The sequence below is a fragment of the Alcanivorax sp. HI0007 genome (assembly GCF_001635525.1).
GTDB lineage: Bacteria > Pseudomonadota > Gammaproteobacteria > Pseudomonadales > Alcanivoracaceae > Alcanivorax.
In genome coordinates, this window is sequence record NZ_LWEJ01000122.1 from 15,928 (window position 1) to 36,705 (window position 20,778).

Genomic DNA, 20,778 nt, shown 5'->3' on the forward strand with positions numbered 1-20,778 from the left:
ACACTGACATGAGAGCCATGATGCCGGTTTCCTTTGATGGCAAGTTGGTTGTAGCGATCAGCTCACGCGCCCTGTTCAACCTGGCTGACAGCCATCGGGTCTATCTGGAAGAGGGGCTTGAGGCCTTTCAGGATTACCAGACCCGCCACGAGGATGATGTACTGGAACCGGGGGATGCCTTCCCTCTGGTGCAGAAATTGCTGGCCATCAATGAGCTGAAGGAAGGCAAGGGCCGGGTCGAAGTGATTCTGTTGTCACGCAACAGTTCGGACACCGGGCTGCGGGTCTTCAATTCCATTGAACACTACGGGCTGCCCATTACCCGCGCCGCCTTTGCTGGGGGGCAGAGCCCTCACCGCTATGTTTCTGCATTCGGCGCCCATCTGTTCCTCTCTACCGATCCGGATGATGTGCAGCAGGTGCTGGAAGCCGGTTACGCTGCCGCGACGATCCTTTCCGGTGGCCAGTGCCAGCGCCCGGATGGCATTCTGCGGATCGCCTTTGACGGCGATGCCGTGTTGTTTTCCGATGAGTCTGAACAGATTTTCCAGAGTGATGGACTGGAAGCCTTTACCGAAAACGAGAAACGTTCTGCCCGTCAGCCCCTGGACGGAGGGCCCTTCAAACCCTTCCTGGCGGCATTGCATCAATTGCAGACCAGCTTTCCCGTGGCGACCTGCCCAATCCGGACCGCCCTGGTGACGGCCCGTGGAGCGCCGGCTCACGAGCGGGTGGTACGGACACTGCGGGACTGGAATATCCGTCTTGATGAAAGCCTGTTTCTGGGAGGGTTGCCGAAAGGGGATTTCCTGCGAGCTTTTGGGGCAGATGTGTTCTTTGACGATCAGCAGGGTCATTGCGAATCCGCCGCTCGTCATGTGGCCGCAGGACATGTTCCCCACGGGGTCGCCAACCGGCGTAAAACCGGAGAAAGTTGACTTCCCTGCGGCAGAGGTCTGGTCCTTTGCCAAAACGACTTGCGAAAGCTATTCCCTGCGCTGATGGGGGTTTGTCCTGGTCGCCCGTCAAAACACCGCATATTTGACCCCCAACGCCAACAACACTGTGACCAACAGTGGATGCATGATGTGGCCGGGGACCCGGTGACCCACATGGGTGCCGATGTAAATTGCCGGCAGGGATCCCATCAGCAGGGCTAACAGCAGACCCGGATCCACATGACCAAGAGCCAAGTGGCCCAGGCCAGCAACGAGAGTCAGCGGGACCGCATGGGCCAGATCGGTGCCCACCACTTTAACGGGTGCCAGGGCAGGATAGAGGATCAGCAAGACGGCTGTGCCGATGGCGCCGGCACCCACAGAGGACAGGGTCACGAAAACCCCCAACAGAATCCCCATGACCACCGTCCATGCCCCGGCCCGCTGCTGTACGGACCCCATTATGCTGGCCGATTGCGGTTTCGCCAGGGCCTGCAGACGATGCTTGAACAGTAGCACCAGAGCGGTGACGATCAGGGTTATGCCTAATGCCGTTGTCAGTAACGGGGCATAGTCACCCGCATCAGACGCCAGTAACCACAGCGCTGTAGCGGTTAGCAAGGCGGCCGGGATGCTGCCGGCAGCCATGCGCTTCAAAATGGTCCAGTCCACGTTGCCGCGGCGGGCATGCATGACCATACCCGAAGATTTGGTTATAGCGGCGTAAAGCAGGTCGGTGCCAATGGCAACCTGGGGCGGAAAACCAAACAGGAGCAGTAGTGGCGTCATCAACGATCCGCCTCCGACTCCGGTCAGGCCAACAGCAAAACCGACCAGGGCACCGGCGCCTATATAGAGAAGCAGCTCCGGTTGCAGTAGCGGCATAAAGTGACTCCATATGGGGAGAAAGACTTGACGGGGACACTGTAAAGACGGTTATCTATGCTTTGAACGAATAATTATTCATATTTTTATAACCAGGTTAGGTTGCCGTTACGAAAACCCCACACCGGGTGGCGACGGATCCGGGAGCCGTGTTCCGATTGCGGAGGCAAGGATGAAATTGCAGCAATTACGCTACATTTGGGAAGTGGCCCGCCATGATCTGAATGTATCTGCCACTGCCGCGGCCCTTTTCACGTCCCAGCCGGGAATCAGCAAGCAGATTCGCATGCTTGAGGATGAACTCGGCGTCGAAGTCTTTGCCCGCAGCGGCAAGCATTTGACCCATATCACCCCGGCAGGCCAGGCGATTTTGAAGATTGCCGGAGAGATTCTTCAGCAGACTGAATCGATTCGTCGTGTTTCCCAGGAATTCCGTGATGAATCCCGCGGGGAACTGAGCATCGCCACCACCCATACCCAGGCCCGTTATGCGCTGCCGCCGGTGATACAGCAGTTCACCGGGCGTTTCCCGGATGTTTCCCTGCATATGCATCAGGGCACGCCGATGCAGATTTCCGAGATGGCCGCCAATGGCAGCGTGGATTTTGCCATTGCCACGGAAGCCCTGGATCTGTTCACGGACCTGGTCATGATGCCCTGTTATCGCTGGAACCGAACCGTGGTGGTGCCGGAGGGACACCCGCTGACCAAGGTCAAACCGTTGACCCTGGAAGCGCTGGCGGAGTATCCCATTGTCACCTATGTGTTCGGTTTCACGGGGCGCAGCAAGCTGGACGATGCCTTTGTCGACAAGGGGCTGGAACCAAAGGTGGTGTTCACCGCTGCAGATGCGGACGTGATCAAAACCTACGTCCGCCTGGGCATGGGGGTGGGTATCATCGCCCATATGGCCGTGGACCCGGTGGAGGACAAGGGCCTGGTCGCGCTGGATGCCGGCCATCTGTTCGAATCCAGCACCACGCGCATCGGTTTCCGTAAGGGCACCTTCCTGCGCGGGTTCATGTATGACTTTCTGGAAGCCTTCGCTCCTCATCTCACCCGTGATCAGGTGGATGCCGCCATCAAGGCCCCCAACCGGGAAGAAAGAGAGGCGCTGTTCGAGGGCATTGAGTTGCCCATACGCTAATCCCTCAGAACCGCTCGCGGTTTCCATTCGTGTTGTCCTGCCTGCAAGGGAAGAGTCCCGGCAGCACTGGCGGCCTTCCTGTGCCAGCTTGGCCAGCAAGGTCCTCACAGGTTAAGCCAAGCTGAATGTGGCCAGTCGTTGCAAAGCGCATCGCCCGCCGCTACATTGTGCGCGCCTTATTCACCCAAAGGGGAAAACCGTGGAATTGCTGTGCCTGGACCTGGAAGGGGTGTTGATCCCCGAAATCTGGATCAACTTTGCGGAAAAGACCGGTATTGACGAGCTTCGAGCCACCACCCGGGATATTCCGGACTATGACGAGTTGATGCGGATGCGCCTGCGGCTGCTGGACGAGCACGGCTATGGCCTGCCGGATATTCAGGCGGTTATTGATACCCTGGAGCCTCTGGAAGGTGCCAGGGAGTTTGTCGAGTGGGCTCGCGAGAACTTCCAGCTGATCATTCTTTCCGACACCTTCTACGAGTTCGCCAGGCCGCTGATGAAGAAGCTTGGCTGGCCGACCCTGTTCTGCCATCGCCTGGAAGTGGACGGCAATGGCAGGATCACCGACTATAAATTGCGCCAAAAAGACCCCAAACGGGCATCCATCAAGGCATTTCATTCCCTGAATTACCACTGTATCGCGGCAGGTGATTCCTACAACGACACCACCATGCTGTCAGAGGCGGAGCAGGGGATCCTGTTTCATGCTCCCGACAATGTGATCGCCGAATTTCCCCAGTTCCCTGCCGTGCACAGCTATGAGGACCTGAAGAAGGAAATCGTCAAGGCCAGCCCCCGGGATATCCCGCTGTAACACAGTGGCCCTGGCCAGGATGGTAGAGTCAAAAAAGCCGCGCCCAATTCTGGGCGCGGCTTTTTTTCGAGGGTGGGATGCAACGCTGCTTTTTAGAGAAATCGTTCCTCCAGTGCCCCCATCAGCTTGGCGACCTTAAAGCGGCTTTCCTCATATTCGGCCTCTGGCACTGAATCGAACACAATCCCCCCTCCGCCATGGCAGTAGAGCCTGTCACCATCGGTCTGCAGCGTGCGAATCAGGATGTTGCTGTCCAGATTGCCCTGGTTGTCCATCCAGAAGAAGCTGCCGCAATAGGCGCCGCGGGGCACGGGTTCCAGCTCGGCAATAATCTCCATGGCCCGTTTCTTCGGGGCGCCGGTGATGGAGCCACCGGGAAAAGCGCCGAGCAGGGCGTCCAGGGGAGACAGGTCCTGGCGCAGGGTGCCGGTCACGGTGCTGACCAGATGCTGAACATTGCTGAAACGCCGTAACTCGAAGAGTGGGTCGGCCTGGACGCTGCCCGGTTCACAGCAGATTCCCAGGTCATTGCGCAGCAGATCCACAATCATCAGGTTTTCGGCCCGATCCTTCGGGTTGGACAGCAGTTCCGCACCGAACGCCAGGTCTTCCTCAGGGGTTGCCCCCCGTGGCCGCGATCCCTTGATCGGTTCGGTCACTACCTGCCTGCCGCGGATGGACAAGAACCGTTCAGGCGAGACACCGAATACCTGGTTATCACCCGTATCAAAGTAACAACTGTGCGGGGCAGGGTGGGCGTCGCGCAATCCCAGCCAGGCAACCAGGGGATTCCCCGTGAATTCGGTGCAGAAGCGCTGGGACAGATTGACCTGGTAGCAGTCCCCGGCGGACAGGTAGTCCTTGATCTGACTCAGGCTATGCAGATATTGCTCCCGGCGTTGCTCCTCCCGAAAGGTTCCACAGAGGCTGAACTGGCCTTTGAGAGCGGCTTCTGAACCGCTTACGGCCGTTGGCAATTCCCGGTAAAGGTGGATCACTGCAGGCATCACCGAAGGGGCAGACCTGCCAGTCTCGGTCACGGCGGACGTTGCGCTAACCTCTCTCAACCAGGCGCCGGCCTCATAGGGCAGGATCCCGGCTGCAAAAAGAAACCCGTCAGCCAGCGCCTCTTGAGTGTCAGTCACACAGCGTATGAGTTCCGCCTTGTTGTTGGCAGTTAACGTCAGATCCGGTCGCTGGAGCGCGACCAGACCGTCTGTGCTATTAAAGAGGCAGCTCGGTGTCATTGCGGTAACCCGGTGAAAGTGCGAGCTAGTCTACCTGCCATGGTCCGACTTGCCCAACCTTGTTACCGCGCGTAACAGGTAGACTTATTCTTTTTTCCTGTTTACATGCGTTCATGGCTGTGACTGTGGTTCCAATAACAATATTAGTTATTAAAAACAGATAGATACGAGCTTATTCTGGTAACAACAACTTTTGTAACGGGAACATTTGTTTTTGTAACTGTTGTGTTAACTTAGAGGCGTGCCCTGACAAGCGTGGCACCCGAACGATTACAACAAAACGTTGTGCACACGAGGAGATTACAATGAAATTCAAGAAGCTTGCTCTGGCGGCCGCCGTTGCAGCCCTTCCGGCTACCGGTTTTTCCATGGAAGCCATGGAAGACAGCGCGCTGTCCGGTGTGACTGGTCAGGATGGTATTAGCATTGGTCTTAACACCGAGCTGAGTGCTGAACTGCGTATTCACGATGCTGACGGTTTCGCCGATCCCGCTGGTAACACTTCCAATGACCGCCTTGATTCTGCGGCACTTATCTTCCAGGACTTTGCCATTACCGCTATCGGTGGTGGTGCTGCTCAGATTGACCTTGAAATTGATGCAGGTACCAACGCAGGTAATGATCCGACGTTGAACATCAATGTGGATCTGGCCAACGGCATTGACGTGAACATGGGCGATCTGGATGTGGCGGATTCCGGCCGGACTACTGCCTCCACGATTAGCGCAGGTTGGACAGTTGGCACTTCCGTTGGCACCAACCGTGTTGACAGCGTGATCAGCCTGGGTTCCCTGACTCTGGGTGCGGGGACCTCCCTGAACATCCAACTGGGTAATGAAGCTCAAGGTGATATGATCGCTATCGACACCACCATCTCTAATGGTATTTCCATTAGCGGCTTCGCTATTAATGATGCTGACAGCGGCGGCGGTATTACCCAGGACGTAAGCATTGTGGATAACGGTGGTACTGATCTGACCGTCTCTACCGGTATCAACGTGGATACTGACTCCTTGAATATCGGCCTTTCTGGCATCGGTAACGCTGGAGGCATGGATGTTCGCCTCGCTAACCTCAATATCGGTAACGGTGCTGGCGGCAATGTTGGCGATATCGAGCTGGTCGGCCTGCAGCTGAGTGGTAGCCTGGAAATTTCCGGTCACTAAAGCTGAAGCTTGCCATATGGCTTGCAAACCAAAAACCCGGCCATTCAGGTCGGGTTTTTGTTTTTTGACGATATGCAGTTAACTTATTATATATCGATTTTTTAATAACGATGAATCAAACCCCGAATATTCAGGCGCTGGTTCGCCAAGCTGCGTCATTGCTTCAACAAGGCTTTTCTCAAAAGGCGCAGCAGGTTATCAATCTCGCCTTTCAGCAGGGCGCTACATCTGGTGTGGCGTGGGATATCTATGCCCAGGCATGTGCGAACTTGAATCAGGTGCAACCGGCGATTTTAGGCCTCAAGAAGGCAATTTCCTTGGATGGAGGGCGGCTCGACCGTGCTCTTTTGTTGGGGCAAATGCTGATCCGAGCTGAACAATGGCAAGAAGCTGCGAATATTTATCAACAGGTAATTCAGCAGGATGACAGTCAGGCCAAGGCTTGGTTCGGACTGGGCGAGAGCTTGCTCGGTACCAAGGATGTGGAGCGAGCGTTACGTTGTTTTAGTAGGGCCTTGGATCGTGAGCCTGGTTTCCCTGAGGCCCGCCAGAGGCTTGCAGTGTGTTTCCTGGAAAAAGGGGAGGCATTGAAGTCGCTTCGCCTGCTTGAACAATTAGTTTCAGATTTCCCGGACGCTGTTGGCCCTAAAGTTGATTACGGAGAGGCTCTTCGCCAGGCAAATCGTTATCGGCAGGCGCAGATAGAGCTGGAAAATCTTCAGGACCATCCGGTAGTTGGCACTTTAGCGCGAAGACGGCTCGTCGACGTCTACTTGCATATCGGTGAATATGACCGTGCTGAACGGTTTCTGGATGATGTGGATTCGCTGCATCAAAAAGATCCAGACTGGATATTGCAACGCGTGCGTTTGGATAACATTCATGGCCGCAATGCGGAGGCCTGCGAGCGTTTACGTTTACTGCTGCAAAGGGAGCCGGGAATTGCCAATGGATGGAAGCAGCTTATGGAGCTTACAAGAAGCCCTCTTAGTGATGAAGAATTAAGCTGTATCAAAGAGCAGGCACGCTTGGCAGGCAAGTTCGGGCGGCAGGCGGTCGCAGCGGATTTTCATTTCGCGATGGCTTTTCACTTCGAGCTTTCTGGAGAAAAGGAGCTGGAATTTCGGTCCTTGGAAAAGGGTAATAATTTGAAGCATGGCTTGATACGGTTTGATTTTGATAACTATATTTCAAGGGTGCTCCCCTCGCGTGAGTGCTATTCTGCGGAAAAGATCCGTGAATGGGCGGTGGACTCGAACACCCAATCTAGTCCCGCACCAATTTTTATTCTGAGTCTTCCTCGTTCCGGAAGTACCCTGGTAGAGCAGATTCTTGGGGTGCATGAAGATGCTGAGGCAACTGGGGAGTCGGATTTTGCCGAGCAGGCTTGGTTTGCATTGACCGGTGAGCGCTCTTTATTTTCAGTCCCTGACCTACATCGTGAAATGTCAGCAGGAAAGGTTCAGAAATTCCGCCAATATTATCTTGAGGCGGCGGCAGCGGCAGGATTTGATACGCGTAAACGCTTGGTAAATAAAGGGATTAACAATCATAAATTTGCCGGATTGCTAAAGGCCGCCTTTCCCGAAGCTAGTTTTATCGATCTTCGCCGGAATATGATGGATGTTGCCTTTGGCTGCTATCGGCAAAATTTTGCCAGTCAGTTGTTCAGCTTTTCCATGGACGGGTGCGCCCGAGAAGTGGCTCTTTTCTATGACAATATGGCTTTTTGGTATAGCCAATTGCCTGCTCAAGAGTTCCATTCCCTACAGTACGAGAGTCTCGTCAGCGATTTTGAGCCGCAAGTCAGGAAGCTGCTTGCTTATTGTGGGCTTACATGGGATGCACGGTGCTTGGAGTTCCAAAATGCCAAGGGCAAAGTGAGCACAGCAAGTATTAATCAAGTGAGTCAGGGCCTCTTTACACAGGGCGTCGCTCGTTGGAAAAAATATGAGGAGTATCTGGGGCCTATGGTGGATGCTCTGAGATCACATGGCCTGGAGCCATTACCGGACTAGGATGTACCTTGTTTGAACTTTCTTACGCAAATAATCCCATATGTTTGCCAGAGTAAGCAATAACCTTTATTTGGCTGCCCAAAGATTGGCTGGAACGCCACCCGAGTCTGTCTGAATAGGTGGTTGCCTGCCTACTGGTACATGGTTAACATGGCTACCTATGTTTGAAACAAACAATAACAATAACAGCGGATAACTTGCCATGCTGACGTCCATGCTGGGTGTAGCGTTGATCTACTTTGCGGCCAATGAGTCGGTTGTGGTCGAGCCCCCCGAAAAAGGCGTGATTTATTATGAGCACCCCACCGGGAGCGGCACCTTGCGCGAGAGGGGGGTGGTCGTTAAGCCGGTTTCTGAATTCCGTTATCACAATGTCACACGCCAGGCGTACGACTATTCCTGTGGCTCTGCTGCATTGACGACCGTGCTGAATCAATATCTTGGACGCCAGTTCCAGGAGCGCCAGATAATGGAAGGGCTTCTGCGGTTTGGCGAAACCGAGAAGATTGTCCAGCGGCGAGGCTTTTCGTTATTGGATATGAAACGATTGGCAACGGCTCTGGGTCATCCCAGTGGTGGCTTCAAGGCGGAAATCAAAGACATTAAAACGCTCGACCACCCCGCCATCGTGCCTATCGCCTATGGGGGCTTCAAGCACTTCGTTGTTTTGAAGAAATACCAGAATGGTCATGTGTTTGTGGCTGATCCTGCACTGGGAAATATCAGTTTTACCGAATCCAAATTCCTTGAGGTGTGGGACCAGAACGTCCTCTTTATTGTCTTCCCCAATGGCTTTGAGCCCCAGGATGGTCTGGAATTAACAGATTATGATCTCCGTTTGCTCGACGAACGTACCGTCAATCGGCTGGCATTCCAGGAGTTTCCTGTATTCACCAATACCATTGAGAACTGGGCTGACAAGGCCAGCACGCTTCGCCGAGTATTGATTGAGGAAGACGACGGCACAGAGAGAGTGATCAATGTGCCAACCCGTACCTATTTCAGAAAATAAGAGCCTGCAGTGGCAAATAACAAACAGAATAAAGGAAGGCTTTGCATGAACATGAAGTCTGGAAAAGTGGCAGCCCTGGCTGCACTTCTGCTTGCCCAGCCCGTTGCCTGGGCGGCTGAAAGCGTTGAGGAAGCGCGCGATGCCCTGCAGACCAAAGAAGACGATGTAACCGAAGAAAAGAACCTGGAAGAGGTGTTTCAGGCCGCAGAGAAACAGTACTCCCTGCTGCCCAGTGGCCAGATGTCGCTGAATTTCTCTGCCAACTATAATTATTTCCGTGATGACCGTATTGATATTGCTCTGGACGAAGACAGCGGTAACATCAGCCGGTTTCGCATTGAACAGGACGCCCAGCACTCATTTGGCTCGTCCTTGTCCTTTGACTACGGGATCTGGAACAACCTGACCTTCAATACCCGCCTGCCGGTCTCGTACAAATATGACACCGAAAAAGATGTGTCCCAGGCTGCACTGGGTGATGTTTCCTTCGGTTTGCGTTATCAGCCTTTCCCGGTGCGACCCGGAGCCGTTAACACCACCCTTTACACCACGTTGACCACCCCTACCGGTGACAGTCCTTACGACATCAACGTCAATAGTGAGGTGTCCAGTGGCTCCGGCTTCTACTCCCTGGGCGGTGGCGTGAGCATGAGCAAGGTTGTTGATCCGGTCGTACTCTACGGTTCCTTAGGCTACACCATGGCCTTTGATATTACCGGGCTTAATCAGCGTCGTGGGTCTGACATCCTTGAGGAAGTGAACCCCGGCGACAGTATCAACTTCTCCATGGGGATGGCCTATGCACTTTCCTATGAAGTGTCCTTAAGCGCCAGCTACCAGCAATCCTATAATTTTGATACCGAATTCTTTTTTGATGGTGGGCGTATTGCCCGCTCTGAAGACTCCACCTCCAGTGTGGTGAACACCTCCATTGGCCTGCGTACTTCCAAGAACCGAATCATTAATTTCAGTTTCGGCTTCGGTCTCACCGAAGACTCTCCGGACGTGTTGCTTGGGTTGTCAATGCCGATTGATTTCAGTGCTCTGAAACCCGGTGCCTAAGCCGACATTTGCAGTTGTGAGAGGCATGCCATGAAAAATAACAAGAAGGCGTTGGTCTTTGGCCTGGTGGCTCTGCTGGGTGGGGCGTTTGCAACGAGTGTCAACGCCCAGCTGGCGAACAACCTGGCGATCGATGTGCGGGCCATGAGCATGGGCCACGCAGTCACGGCCGATCCACCGGGGATTATGGCTATTCACTTTAACCCGGCGGGTCTTGCCAAACTGGATGGTCGCAGGGTCGATTTGCAGTTTCTGGCAGCAGACTTCAGCTTAAACTCGGAGTTCTCCGCGCCACCGGACTATAACGTTTTCGGCTTTTCCGATGATCCGGTGGTTTGTAATGATGCCCCCAATGATGGTGTGGATTTCTGTCGGGATTTTAAAACCGCGAACAGTACTATTGAGGGGATTTCTCTCTATGTCCCCTTTATTAACGATACCGTGGATCTGCCGCCGGGGCCGTTGATTGCCGGCCCATTGCCGGCATTTTCCATTCGCCCGGCAGGCTCCAAATTTACCTTCGGTACCGCCACGTATTTGCCCATGGCGGCCGGTTTTTATCGCGATGAAGATGATGTCGGTAACTTCATGGGTGAAAGGGTTGCCCTGGAGCGGATTACCTATCTTTCCCCGTCGGTGGGCTACCGGGTGAATGATGAGCTTTCCATCGGTGCCTCCATCGGCATGAGTTTTCAGGCGGTTGCCCTGGAGCAAGATTTCCGAGCTCCCAATGAGCTTTTGGGCTTTGCTCGAGTGCTGGATGAAAGCATCTGTGCCCCCTTCAAAGGGGAATCGAACATCGCGCTTGATCTGATCCTGTTCGGGATATGCCGACCGGAGGAAGGCCTGGGTCCGTTCAAGAATCTGGCATCCCTGGACGTCAAAATGGATCAGCGGTTCAGCCCCTCTTACAACCTGGGTGTCTTGTGGGAGCCTAATGACCGTTTTGCCTGGGGGGCCGTATGGCGCTCTGCGGCCAAAACGCATATGCGCGGTGATTATAAAATCAGCTACTCCAATGCTGCCCAGGAAACCATCAATGGCATTGGTGGATCCGCCACCGGGGCCATTGCCTTGGCGGTGCTTGGGATACCTTCTCGTGTTGCACCAGAGGAAGTGGGCCGAGTCAGTATGGATTTGACCATGCCGGCGTCATTCCAGACCGGCATCAAAATTCGCCCCACAGAACGACTGCAGTTTAATATTGATGCGGTCTGGGCGGATTACAAAGAGTGGGATTCCTTCGATTTTGCCTTTGACCGCAGCTCGGCGGTGCTTAGTCTCGCGCGGCTGTTTTCACCGGGTTCTACCTCAACGCGGCTGAGTTATCCGCTGAACTACCAGTCCACATGGAATCTGGCGTTTGGTGCATCCTATGATCTCACCGGTCGTATTCAGCTTCGCGCCGGGTACGAGCCGCGGGCGTCGGCAATTCCCGAGGATCGCCGCAGCCCGCTGGTGCCGATCAACGAGGCCAAATACTACAGCCTGGGCCTTGGCTACAAATGGGATAAGGATACGGATATCGACCTGGGGATTGCCCAGCTTCGTAGCGAGGATGAAATCCCGGCGAATTCAAGCTGTGCGGCAAACTGTACGGGTATCGACAATGTGGTGTACAACCCCTATGGGGGGCTGGATATCAAAACCGAAGCGACAGTCACGATTATGGGGCTGGCGTTCAGGACCCGTTTCTAATATTGCATACAACGAACGCTGCCAGGTTGGCTTGCGAGGAGTCCTGCAGAATCATCATGGGTGCATGCAGTCGCGGAAAACACAAGAAGATGCAGGGTCATGGCGTGAAGCCTGCAATGCATTTGTTTGCATTTTTGATGGCCTTTTGCCTGCTTCTTTCTGCCTGCCAAAGCAACCCGGGGCAGGGTGAGTTTTACGTTTACACGGATGCCCAGGGGAACCTGGTTACCATTGAAAAGCCCGTGTCGGAGCAAGCCGCGGAAGAGGTCAAGGAAGACAGTGTTGAAACTGTCGACACATCCGGTGCGGATTTGCTGTCTGCACCCCTTGAAGATTACCGGCCCAGTGAAGAGATTGACCAGGAGCTTGCAGCGAAAGAGCGAGACCGCTTCATCACCTATGTGGATGAAAGTGGTCAACTAGTGAGCCGTCCGGTGGATATGGTGGCAGAGAAAGAAGCCAAAAACCGGGTTGAGCCTGACTATGCGGAGTTATCCGGCGGCGATGGGTTCCTGGAAACCTACCGGACGATAAGGCAGGATTGCTGCCTGCACTTGCTTGACGAAAGCGAAACCCTTGGCGCCGGGCAGGAAATGCTGATTTCGTTTGGTCCGGACAGTCAGGTCTTGCTTGGTGATCAGCCATTCAAGGCAAAGGCGCTGAAGTTGGCCGAAAATGTTAACAGTCTTGATCTGAAGGCATTTATCCGGAAAAAAGACTATGTGGCTGCCCAGCTTCTCTGGCTGGATGAGCAGGGGCGCCCATTGCTTCTTATCGATCAACCGTTCAGCCGAAAATACCCGGAGACCTGGTACCGTTACGGCTATCTGCATGGAACCTTTCCGCGTGAATCCGGTCAACGCCACTTGGTGGTTTTCCTGCCTTATCAACAACAACAGCCAAGTACTGATGGGCTGCAGGCAGTACTGAACGGCGAATTGCTGCTATCCGCCCAATGAATTCAGTCGGGACCTTCCTGGCTTGAGATGACAGGTAAAGAATTATGCGACATCTAACATTAATGGCTATTGCTGCCCTGGCGCTGGCTGGCTGTAATGGCGGCGAGGATTTTTCTGATGCCACGGTTCCGGGGTGTCCGTTAGGAGCTAACTGTGACATCAACCCTCGCGGTGATTCACTGATCGAGTTGCAAGGGCCGCGTGTTGCAAACCTGGGTTATCGGTGCGGCAATTCCAATGGCTTTACACGTGATGAGGCCTATACGCCCGCGGGGGTTGATATCGAAGTGCCCGCATTTCATGCCCTTTGCCCCGCCAATTCTCGTAGTATTGAATTTTATATCGGGAGTGCGATTTTTGAAGGCAATCGCGTCAGCTTGGGTACATACCTGCTGCCGCAGCAGTTGCGCAAGGGAACCTACCAATTAACCCTTGCGGATTTGATTGAATCGCCTCGTCGTACCGCGATCCGAGAAGGTGCGCTGGGTACAGCCAGCCCGGCACTGAACCGCTCTGCGTTGCTTCATGCTCTCAATCAACAGGGGAATGAACCTGCCGACAAGATCATTATTCCCGGCGACCAGGCTCTGCCTGCCGACCCCGGTGATCCCAACACCATTCTTGATGCGCAACCTGAACTTGCCGCAGACAATGGTTTTGACTACAGCGATTTTGACGATTTCAAGGCTGCTTGGCAGGGCTTTATTGACCGGGTAAACGGTGAAACCCCCGTGGATGGGTTTGCCAACGATACCGGCAATTACGAGGCTCGCCTTGTTGAGGGGAATAACCGCACCCGCGCCGGCCTCTATGCCTTTGAAATTGCTGGGGAGTGCATCATTCTTGAGGGGTGTGATTTTGGTGGAGAGGATGGCTCGACGGTATCCTTTACTCTCAATGCATTGGTTCTCCCTGATGGCGATATTCTCGGTGGCGGTTTGGGTGTGCGGGCCTCAGAGGGAGGTAATGAGGTACTGGATTACCTGGGCTTCAGCTCCACTGCTGGATTATCCGCGCTTCTTGAACTTCAGAATCAAAGCGACGACACACTGTCGGTCAATCTCCTTAGTGCGGGCATTGGTGAAGCTGCGGACAACAATACCGATGCCCAGGTTTCCGGCCGTTTCCTTGGCTCAAGCCTTTATGCCGGTGTGGAGATCCAGGGTAATAGCGATTTCCGGCTGGACTTTCCCGGTGCTGGTTCGGAACTGGAAGAGGCAGAAAAAGGGAAAATAACCGGCAAGTTGCTTGATGAGCAATTGACTGGTGAGCCGCTTCCTTTCCGGGCTACCAAAACCGGTTTTGTTCAGGCGAAGCCTGATATTGCTGCTGAGTTAGTCGGTGATTACACGATCCGTTTGATGCGAGCCTGCGTTAATGACGACCTTGGTGATGATGATGACGCCGGCGTCTGTATGGATATTATCGACCCGAACGAAGACACGGATGAGAATGAAGAAATCAGCAATAATAATGGTAATTATCCCGAGACACTGGGCGGAGAGACGGTAAGCCGTGAACGTGTGCGGAAGGATGAAAATGATATCGGCGAATTTTGTTTGAGGATTACTTCTGACGGACTGGTAACCACTGGTGCCGCTGGCGCCTGCGGAAACACCTATGCTGTTGGCCTTGTCACCCGAAGTTTTGACGACCCCAAAAGCGCCAATCTTTCCATTCGGTTGGCCCCTGGTTTGGATCAACGAGCCGACACCCCGCATTTTAATGCGACTATTGAAGGGCGTGTTGATCTGACAGCGGGTGCTGATGATTGTGGCCCCCTTTACCGACTTTCTGATGAAAACTTCGAGACTGGCCTTCGTGCTCGTTGGGTAGAGGAGACTTTTTTGCCGCGCATCGTTCTCGCGGGTTTCGGGGAAGGGGAGCCCAGCGATCCTGAGGCGCGACGGTTCAATGCGTTGCGCAGCGGCGCAGTGCAATTTTTTAAGGGTGCGCCTGGCGATCCTGACTGTGACCCAATGGCTCCTTAGACTTAACGCTAATTGTCAACAATGCCCCTTGAAACATCCTGTTTAGGGGCGTAAAGTCCAGCCCGGTTGTTCAGATTGTCAACAATCGGGCTGTTTTATGTCTATAGCTTCCCCAGGCTCACTTTCAGATAGTCGTGCACGAACACTGGCAGACCGGGTCTTTGCCCGGCTCCAGGACGATATCGTGCGCGGGGAGATACTGCCTGGTTCCAAGGTCAGCGAAACCGAGCTGGCCAGCCGCTATGGCGTCAGTCGTGGCCCCCTCCGTGAAGCGATACGCCGCCTGGAATCCCGCAAATTGCTTGAAAGAGTGGTGCATGTGGGGACTCGCGTGGCCTCTCTTAGTGTCAGTGACCTGATCGAAATCTACCATGTGCGTGAAGCTCTGGAAGGCATGGCCGCCCGGCTCGCCGCCGAGCATATGACTGCCGAGGAAGTCCGCGGCCTCTATGATGTGCTGGCCCAGCATGAGCAGCAGCAGGATCTGCGTGAGGATGTGGCCTATTTCCAGCGCGAAGGGGATCTGGACTTTCACTACCGCATTATTCAGGGCAGCCACAATGCCACGCTCAGCCAGTTACTGATCGGTGAGCTCTACCACTTGGTGCGTATGTATCGCTATCAGTTCAGCACCGTGGCCAATCGGCCCCAGAAAGCCCTTAATGAACATCGTCGTATCGTGGAAGCGATCGAGGCCCGGGATGCGGAAATGGCCGAGCTGTTAATGCGTCGCCATATCAGCAGTGCCCGCAAGAATATCGAAAACCAGTACACCACATCGCCAGATACCCCGTAGGAGCCATGCTCGCGTGGCGAACCCGGTTCGCATGCTGGCAAGCTCCTGAGGCACATAACGAGGAGATTGAGTATGAGTAAACTGACCGCCGGGGGCCGTTTCCGCAAGGCGTTGGCCGAAGAAAAACCGTTGCAAGTCATGGGCACCATCAACGCCTACGCGGCAATGATGGCAGAACAGACCGGGTACCGGGCGATCTATCTGTCTGGTGGCGGAGTGGCCAATGCCAGCTATGGCCTGCCGGACCTGGGCATGACCAGCATGAACGACGTGCTGGAAGACGTGCGCCGCATCTCAAGTGCCGTGGAAACCCCGCTGCTGGTCGATATCGATACCGGTTGGGGTGGGGCGTTCAATATCTCCCGTACCGTCAAGGAAATGATCAAGGCCGGCGCTGGCGCGGTGCATCTGGAAGACCAGGTGGCGCAGAAGCGTTGTGGGCACCGTCCGAACAAGGAAATTGTTTCCCAGGAGGAAATGGTTGACCGGGTCAAGGCGGCCGTAGACGGCAAGACCGATGATGATTTCTTCATCATTGCCCGTACCGACGCCTTCCAGAAAGATGGCCTGGAGGCGGCCATCGAGCGTTCCAGAGCCTGTATTGATGCCGGAGCAGACGGCATCTTTGCTGAGGCTGTGCACACCCTGGAAGATTACAAGGCCTTCAAGAAAGGGCTTGGGGATGTGCCGCTGTTGGCCAATATCACTGAATTTGGTGCGACGCCACTCTTCACCCGCGAAGAGCTGGCAGAGGCTGGCGCCGACATGATCCTGTATCCGCTGAGTGCGTTCCGTGCCATGAACCAGGCGGCGTTGAAGGTGTACCAGAGCATCCGCGAGCAGGGTCATCAGAGGGATGTGGTAGACATCATGCAGACACGTATGGAACTGTACGATTTCCTGAACTACCACGATTACGAACAGAAGCTGGATGCCCTCTTCGCCAAAGGCAAGGGCTGAGAGATTTTATCTGGGAGCGGCTTGAAAGACGTTCCCACAGAGCAGAATTCGTATTGCTGAAAATGAGTTTCACAAGGAGATAAACAATGGCAGAAGGCAAAAAACTCGGTGGCGCAGGCCTGCGTGGCCAGGTAGCAGGTAAAACCGCACTCTCCACCGTTGGCAAGAGTGGCTCGGGGCTGACCTACCGAGGTTATGATGTGAAAGACCTTGCCGAGAACTGCGAGTTCGAGGAAGTGGCACACCTGATCCTGAAAGGGGAGCTGCCTACCCAGGACCAGCTGGCCACCTACAAGGCCAAGTTGAAAAGCCTGCGCGGTCTGCCTGATGCGCTGAAAACTGTCCTGGAGCAAATCCCCAAGGATGCGCACCCCATGGATGTGATGCGCACCGGCTGCTCCATGCTGGGTAATCTGGAAACGGAAACCGATTTCAGTCAGCAGGAAGATGCCACCGACCGTCTGCTGGCCGCTTTCCCCAGCATCATCTGCTACTGGTACCGTTTCAGCCACGATGGCGTGAAAATCGATCCGGAAACTGACGACGAATCCATTGGCGCCCACTTCCTGCATCTTCTGCGCGGCGAAAAGCCCAACGAGCTGCACGAGCGGGTAATGAACGTATCTCTGATTCTCTATGCAGAGCATGAGTTCAACGCGTCTACCTTCACTGCCCGTGTTTGTGCATCCACCCTGAGCGATTTGCACAGCTGTGTCACCGGAGCCATCGGTTCCTTGCGGGGGCCCTTGCATGGCGGCGCCAACGAAGCGGCCATGGACATGATCGAGAAGTTTTCCGATGCGGAGCATGCCGAGAAAGAAATGATGGGCATGCTGGAGCGCAAGGAAAAGATCATGGGCTTCGGCCACGCGATCTACACCGAATCCGATCCGCGGAATGCCATCATCAAGCAATGGTCCGAAAAGCTGGCCAAGGATGTGGGCGATACGGTGCTGTATCCGGTATCCGTGCGTTGTGAAGAAGTAATGTGGCGCGAGAAGAAACTGTTCTGCAACGCGGATTTCTTCCATGCATCTGCGTATCACTTCATGGGCATTCCCACCAAACTGTTCACCCCGATCTTCGTGATGAGCCGTCTGACTGGCTGGGCCGCCCACGTGTTCGAGCAGCGTGCCGATAACCGCATCATCCGTCCCAGTGCGGAGTACACCGGTCCGGAACTGCGCAAGGTAACCCCGATCGCCGAGCGCGGCTGATTGACCGCGCCGGGCGTCTGATGTCGGACGCCCGGCGTTCAAGCCGATGCGGATCGAGGTGGCTTGATTGTCACCATTCGTTACCCATTTGAGCGCAACAGAAATTGTTTAAAGCGTCTGACGTGCGACTGTAAGACGTCCCCAGGATTGACTAAAGAGTCCCAGGCTATGAACACCGAATACCGCAAAGCCCTTCCCGGCACCGAGCTGGAGTATTTCGACACCCGTGCGGCCGTCGATGCGATCCAGCCTGGGGCCTACGACAAACTGCCGTACACTTCACGGATTCTCGCCGAACAGCTGGTTCGCCGCTGTGCGCCGGAAGCATTGACCGACTCGCTGAAGCAGCTGATCGAGCGTAAACGCGACCTGGATTTCCCCTGGTATCCGGCCCGGGTTGTCTGTCACGACATCCTGGGCCAGACCGCATTGGTGGATCTGGCCGGCTTGCGCGACACCATCGCCGAGCAGGGCGGTGATCCGTCCAAGGTTAACCCGGTGGTACCAACCCAGCTGATCGTCGACCACTCCCTGGCTGTGGAACACCCGGGCTTTGAAGATAATGCCTTCGAGAAAAACCGGGCGGTGGAAGAGCGCCGCAACGAAGACCGTTTCCACTTCATCAACTGGACCAAGACCGCCTTTGATAACGTGGACGTGATTCCGCCGGGTAATGGCATCATGCACCAGATCAACCTGGAGAAAATGTCGCCGGTGGTCCAGGTGCGCGATGGTGTTGCCTACCCGGATACCTGTGTCGGTACCGACAGCCATACGCCCATGGTGGATGCGCTCGGCGTAATTTCTGTTGGTGTCGGTGGTCTCGAGGCCGAGAACGTGATGCTGGGCAACCCGTCCATGATGCGTCTGCCTGACATCGTCGGCGTGGAGCTCACGGGCAAACTGCGTCCCGGCATTAACGGTACTGACCTGGTACTGGCGATCACCGAGTTCCTGCGCCGCGAGCGTGTTGTCGGTGCCTACCTGGAATTCTTTGGCGAAGGCGCTGACAGCCTGTCCGTGGGCGATCGTGCCACCATCGCCAACATGACGCCGGAATATGGCGCCACTGCCGGCATGTTCTTCATTGACGATAACACCCTGGAATACCTGAAACTCACCGGCCGGGAAGACAAGCAGGTGTCGCTGGTGGAAACCTATGCCAAGGCCACCGGTCTGTGGGCGGACAGCCTGAAGACTGCCGAATACGAGCGTGTTCTCAAGTTCGACATGACCAGCGTTGGCCGCAACCTGGCAGGCCCTTCCAACCCTCATGCCTTGCTGCCGGCCTCTGAACTGGCCAATCGTGGCATCTCCGGCAAGTGGGAAGAGAAAGAAGGTGAAATGCCCGATGGCGCGGTGATCATTGCTGCCATCACCAGCTGCACCAACACCAGTAACCCCCGCAACATGATCGCTGCCGGCCTGATTGCCCGCAACGCCAACAAGCTGGGCCTGATCCGCAAGCCCTGGGTGAAATCCTCCCTGGCGCCGGGCTCCAAGACCGTCAAGATGTACCTGGAAGAAGCGGACCTGCTGCCGGAACTGCAGCAGCTGGGCTTTGATGTGGTGGCGTTTGCCTGCACCACCTGTAACGGCATGAGTGGCGCGCTGGATCCCAAAATCCAGAAAGAAGTGATTGATCGCGACCTGTACGCCACTGCAGTACTGTCCGGTAACCGGAACTTCGATGGACGTATCCACCCCTACGCCAAGCAGGCCTTCCTGGCTTCGCCGCCGCTGGTGGTGGCCTACGCCATTGCCGGTACCATCCGTTTCGATATCGAGAAGGATGTGCTGGGCCATGACCAGGATGGTAATCCGATCATGCTCAAGGATATCTGGCCGGCTGACGAGGAAATCGATGCCATCGTCAAGGCATCCGTAAAGCCGGATCAGTTCCGCAAGACCTACATCCCCATGTTCGAGAAGAAAGGCGACGGCGCACGCGCAGCCAGCCCGCTATACGACTGGCGCCCGCAGAGCACCTACATCCGCCGTCCGCCGTACTGGGAAGGCACCATGGCCGAGGCCCGTGCCCTGAAAGGCATGCGTCCACTGGCGATCCTGCCGGACAATATCACCACTGACCATTTGTCGCCCTCCAACGCCATCCTGCTGGACAGCGCTGCCGGTGCCTACTTGCACAAGATGGGCCTGCCGGAGGAAGACTTTAACTCCTACGCCACGCACCGTGGCGATCACCTGACGGCCCAGCGCGCCACCCTTGCCAACCCGAAGCTGTTCAACGAGATGGTCAAGGACGAGCAGGGCAATGTGATCCAGGGCTCCCTGGCCCGGGTTGAGCCGGAAGGCGAAGTGAAGCGCATGTGGGAAGCCATTGAGACCTACATGGACCGCAAACAGCCGCTGATCATTATCGCCGGCGCCGACTACGGCCAGGGTTCATCCCGTGACTGGGCGGCCAAAGGTGTGGCTCTGGCGGGTGTGGAAGCCATCGTTGCCGAAGGTTTCGAACGCATCCACCGTACCAACCTCATCGGCATGGGTGTCATGCCTCTGCAGTTTGAAGAAGGCACTACCCGCAAGACCCTGGGTCTGGATGGCACAGAGATCTTCGACGTGGAAGGGGAGCGCGCGCCCGGGTCCACCATGACCCTGGTGATCCACCGTGCGAATGGCGATGTGGAACGCGTACCGGTCAAGTGCCGCCTGGATACTGCCGAGGAAGTCTCCGTGTATTCCGCCGGCGGCATCCTGCAGAAGTTCGCCAAGGACTTCATGGCAGAGGCGAGTTAAGTCGTTCGTTAATGTGAGCAAGGCTTCAGCGAAATTGGTTGGAGCCTTGTTCGCAAGGCGAAGAATCTGAAACCCCGATGGCTTCGCTCATCGGGGTTTTTTGAA

16 protein-coding genes are annotated in these 20,778 nt (G+C 55.3%); 14 read left to right on the forward strand and 2 right to left on the reverse strand.

Features of this window, described 5'->3' with window-relative positions; genetic code table 11:
* The first annotated feature begins 20 nt into the window (after positions 1 to 20).
* Positions 21 to 938: a 5'-nucleotidase gene (locus A3714_RS07050; RefSeq protein WP_062816080.1), complete on the forward strand. Its 918-nt coding sequence runs from the start codon at positions 21 to 23 to the stop codon at positions 936 to 938.
* Positions 939 to 1,025: 87 nt separating this feature from the next.
* On the opposite strand, the gene A3714_RS07055 is transcribed toward A3714_RS07050, so the two are convergent.
* Complete coding sequence (locus A3714_RS07055; protein WP_063509562.1) at positions 1,026 to 1,823, reverse strand: sulfite exporter TauE/SafE family protein; 798 nt, start codon at positions 1,821 to 1,823, stop codon at positions 1,026 to 1,028.
* Between the two features lie 172 nt (positions 1,824 to 1,995).
* Between A3714_RS07055 and cysB the strand changes: the two genes are divergently transcribed.
* Positions 1,996 to 2,970: an HTH-type transcriptional regulator CysB gene (gene cysB, locus A3714_RS07060; protein ID WP_062816078.1), complete on the forward strand. Its 975-nt coding sequence runs from the start codon at positions 1,996 to 1,998 to the stop codon at positions 2,968 to 2,970.
* A gap of 199 nt (positions 2,971 to 3,169) precedes the next feature.
* Positions 3,170 to 3,787: a bifunctional phosphoserine phosphatase/homoserine phosphotransferase ThrH gene (gene thrH, locus A3714_RS07065; RefSeq protein ID WP_063509563.1), complete on the forward strand. Its 618-nt coding sequence runs from the start codon at positions 3,170 to 3,172 to the stop codon at positions 3,785 to 3,787.
* Positions 3,788 to 3,879: 92 nt separating this feature from the next.
* On the opposite strand, the gene pabB is transcribed toward thrH, so the two are convergent.
* Positions 3,880 to 4,932 carry an aminodeoxychorismate synthase component I gene (pabB, locus tag A3714_RS07070; protein ID WP_231867831.1) on the reverse strand — a complete coding sequence of 351 codons (1,053 nt, stop codon included), beginning with the start codon at positions 4,930 to 4,932 and terminating at the stop codon, positions 3,880 to 3,882.
* Between the two features lie 407 nt (positions 4,933 to 5,339).
* Between pabB and A3714_RS07075 the strand changes: the two genes are divergently transcribed.
* From A3714_RS07075 to acnD, 11 genes are all read left to right on the forward strand, one after another.
* Entirely contained in the window at positions 5,340 to 6,200 is an 861-nt protein-coding gene (locus tag A3714_RS07075; protein ID WP_063509565.1) for a DUF6160 family protein, read from the forward strand.
* A 110-nt stretch (positions 6,201 to 6,310) separates the two neighbouring features.
* Entirely contained in the window at positions 6,311 to 8,218 is a 1,908-nt protein-coding gene (locus tag A3714_RS07080) for a sulfotransferase (RefSeq protein ID WP_063509566.1), read from the forward strand.
* A gap of 202 nt (positions 8,219 to 8,420) precedes the next feature.
* Complete coding sequence (locus A3714_RS07085; RefSeq protein ID WP_063509567.1) at positions 8,421 to 9,230, forward strand: C39 family peptidase; 810 nt, start codon at positions 8,421 to 8,423, stop codon at positions 9,228 to 9,230.
* 45 nt (positions 9,231 to 9,275) lie between these two features.
* Entirely contained in the window at positions 9,276 to 10,292 is a 1,017-nt protein-coding gene (locus A3714_RS07090) for a transporter (protein ID WP_063509568.1), read from the forward strand.
* 51 nt (positions 10,293 to 10,343) lie between these two features.
* A complete protein-coding gene (locus tag A3714_RS07095; protein ID WP_231867832.1) occupies positions 10,344 to 11,990 on the forward strand; it encodes an OmpP1/FadL family transporter in 1,647 nt (548 codons plus the stop codon).
* A gap of 56 nt (positions 11,991 to 12,046) precedes the next feature.
* Positions 12,047 to 12,949 carry a hypothetical protein gene (locus A3714_RS07100; protein WP_156493053.1) on the forward strand — a complete coding sequence of 301 codons (903 nt, stop codon included), beginning with the start codon at positions 12,047 to 12,049 and terminating at the stop codon, positions 12,947 to 12,949.
* Positions 12,950 to 12,993: 44 nt separating this feature from the next.
* Entirely contained in the window at positions 12,994 to 14,940 is a 1,947-nt protein-coding gene (locus tag A3714_RS07105) for a hypothetical protein (protein ID WP_156493054.1), read from the forward strand.
* 97 nt (positions 14,941 to 15,037) lie between these two features.
* The gene (locus A3714_RS07110) at positions 15,038 to 15,736 is read left to right on the forward strand and encodes a GntR family transcriptional regulator (RefSeq protein WP_063509572.1); all 699 of its coding nucleotides are present in this window, start codon (positions 15,038 to 15,040) and stop codon (positions 15,734 to 15,736) included.
* Between the two features lie 72 nt (positions 15,737 to 15,808).
* On the forward strand, positions 15,809 to 16,696 hold the full coding sequence (prpB, locus tag A3714_RS07115) for a methylisocitrate lyase (RefSeq protein ID WP_063509573.1): 888 nt from the start codon (positions 15,809 to 15,811) through the stop codon (positions 16,694 to 16,696).
* 86 nt (positions 16,697 to 16,782) lie between these two features.
* Positions 16,783 to 17,913, forward strand: a complete 1,131-nt coding sequence (gene prpC, locus A3714_RS07120; RefSeq protein ID WP_062816067.1) for a 2-methylcitrate synthase — start codon at positions 16,783 to 16,785, stop codon at positions 17,911 to 17,913.
* A 168-nt stretch (positions 17,914 to 18,081) separates the two neighbouring features.
* On the forward strand, positions 18,082 to 20,673 hold the full coding sequence (gene acnD / locus A3714_RS07125; RefSeq protein WP_063509574.1) for a Fe/S-dependent 2-methylisocitrate dehydratase AcnD: 2,592 nt from the start codon (positions 18,082 to 18,084) through the stop codon (positions 20,671 to 20,673).
* Positions 20,674 to 20,778: the final 105 nt, after the last annotated feature.

What these genes read in the sequence shown, in the direction of transcription:
- A3714_RS07050 (WP_062816080.1), top strand. Translation starts at nt 21, where the DNA reads ATGCCGGTTTCCTTTGATGGCAAGTTGGTTGTAGCGATCAGCTCACGC.
- A3714_RS07055 (WP_063509562.1), bottom strand. Translation starts at nt 1,823, where the DNA reads ATGCCGCTACTGCAACCGGAGCTGCTTCTCTATATAGGCGCCGGTGCC.
- cysB (WP_062816078.1), top strand. Translation starts at nt 1,996, where the DNA reads ATGAAATTGCAGCAATTACGCTACATTTGGGAAGTGGCCCGCCATGAT.
- A3714_RS07075 (WP_063509565.1), top strand. Translation starts at nt 5,340, where the DNA reads ATGAAATTCAAGAAGCTTGCTCTGGCGGCCGCCGTTGCAGCCCTTCCG.
- A3714_RS07080 (WP_063509566.1), top strand. Translation starts at nt 6,311, where the DNA reads ATGAATCAAACCCCGAATATTCAGGCGCTGGTTCGCCAAGCTGCGTCA.
- A3714_RS07085 (WP_063509567.1), top strand. Translation starts at nt 8,421, where the DNA reads ATGCTGACGTCCATGCTGGGTGTAGCGTTGATCTACTTTGCGGCCAAT.
- A3714_RS07090 (WP_063509568.1), top strand. Translation starts at nt 9,276, where the DNA reads ATGAACATGAAGTCTGGAAAAGTGGCAGCCCTGGCTGCACTTCTGCTT.
- A3714_RS07100 (WP_156493053.1), top strand. Translation starts at nt 12,047, where the DNA reads ATGGGTGCATGCAGTCGCGGAAAACACAAGAAGATGCAGGGTCATGGC.
- A3714_RS07105 (WP_156493054.1), top strand. Translation starts at nt 12,994, where the DNA reads ATGCGACATCTAACATTAATGGCTATTGCTGCCCTGGCGCTGGCTGGC.
- A3714_RS07110 (WP_063509572.1), top strand. Translation starts at nt 15,038, where the DNA reads ATGTCTATAGCTTCCCCAGGCTCACTTTCAGATAGTCGTGCACGAACA.
- prpB (WP_063509573.1), top strand. Translation starts at nt 15,809, where the DNA reads ATGAGTAAACTGACCGCCGGGGGCCGTTTCCGCAAGGCGTTGGCCGAA.
- prpC (WP_062816067.1), top strand. Translation starts at nt 16,783, where the DNA reads ATGGCAGAAGGCAAAAAACTCGGTGGCGCAGGCCTGCGTGGCCAGGTA.
- acnD (WP_063509574.1), top strand. Translation starts at nt 18,082, where the DNA reads ATGAACACCGAATACCGCAAAGCCCTTCCCGGCACCGAGCTGGAGTAT.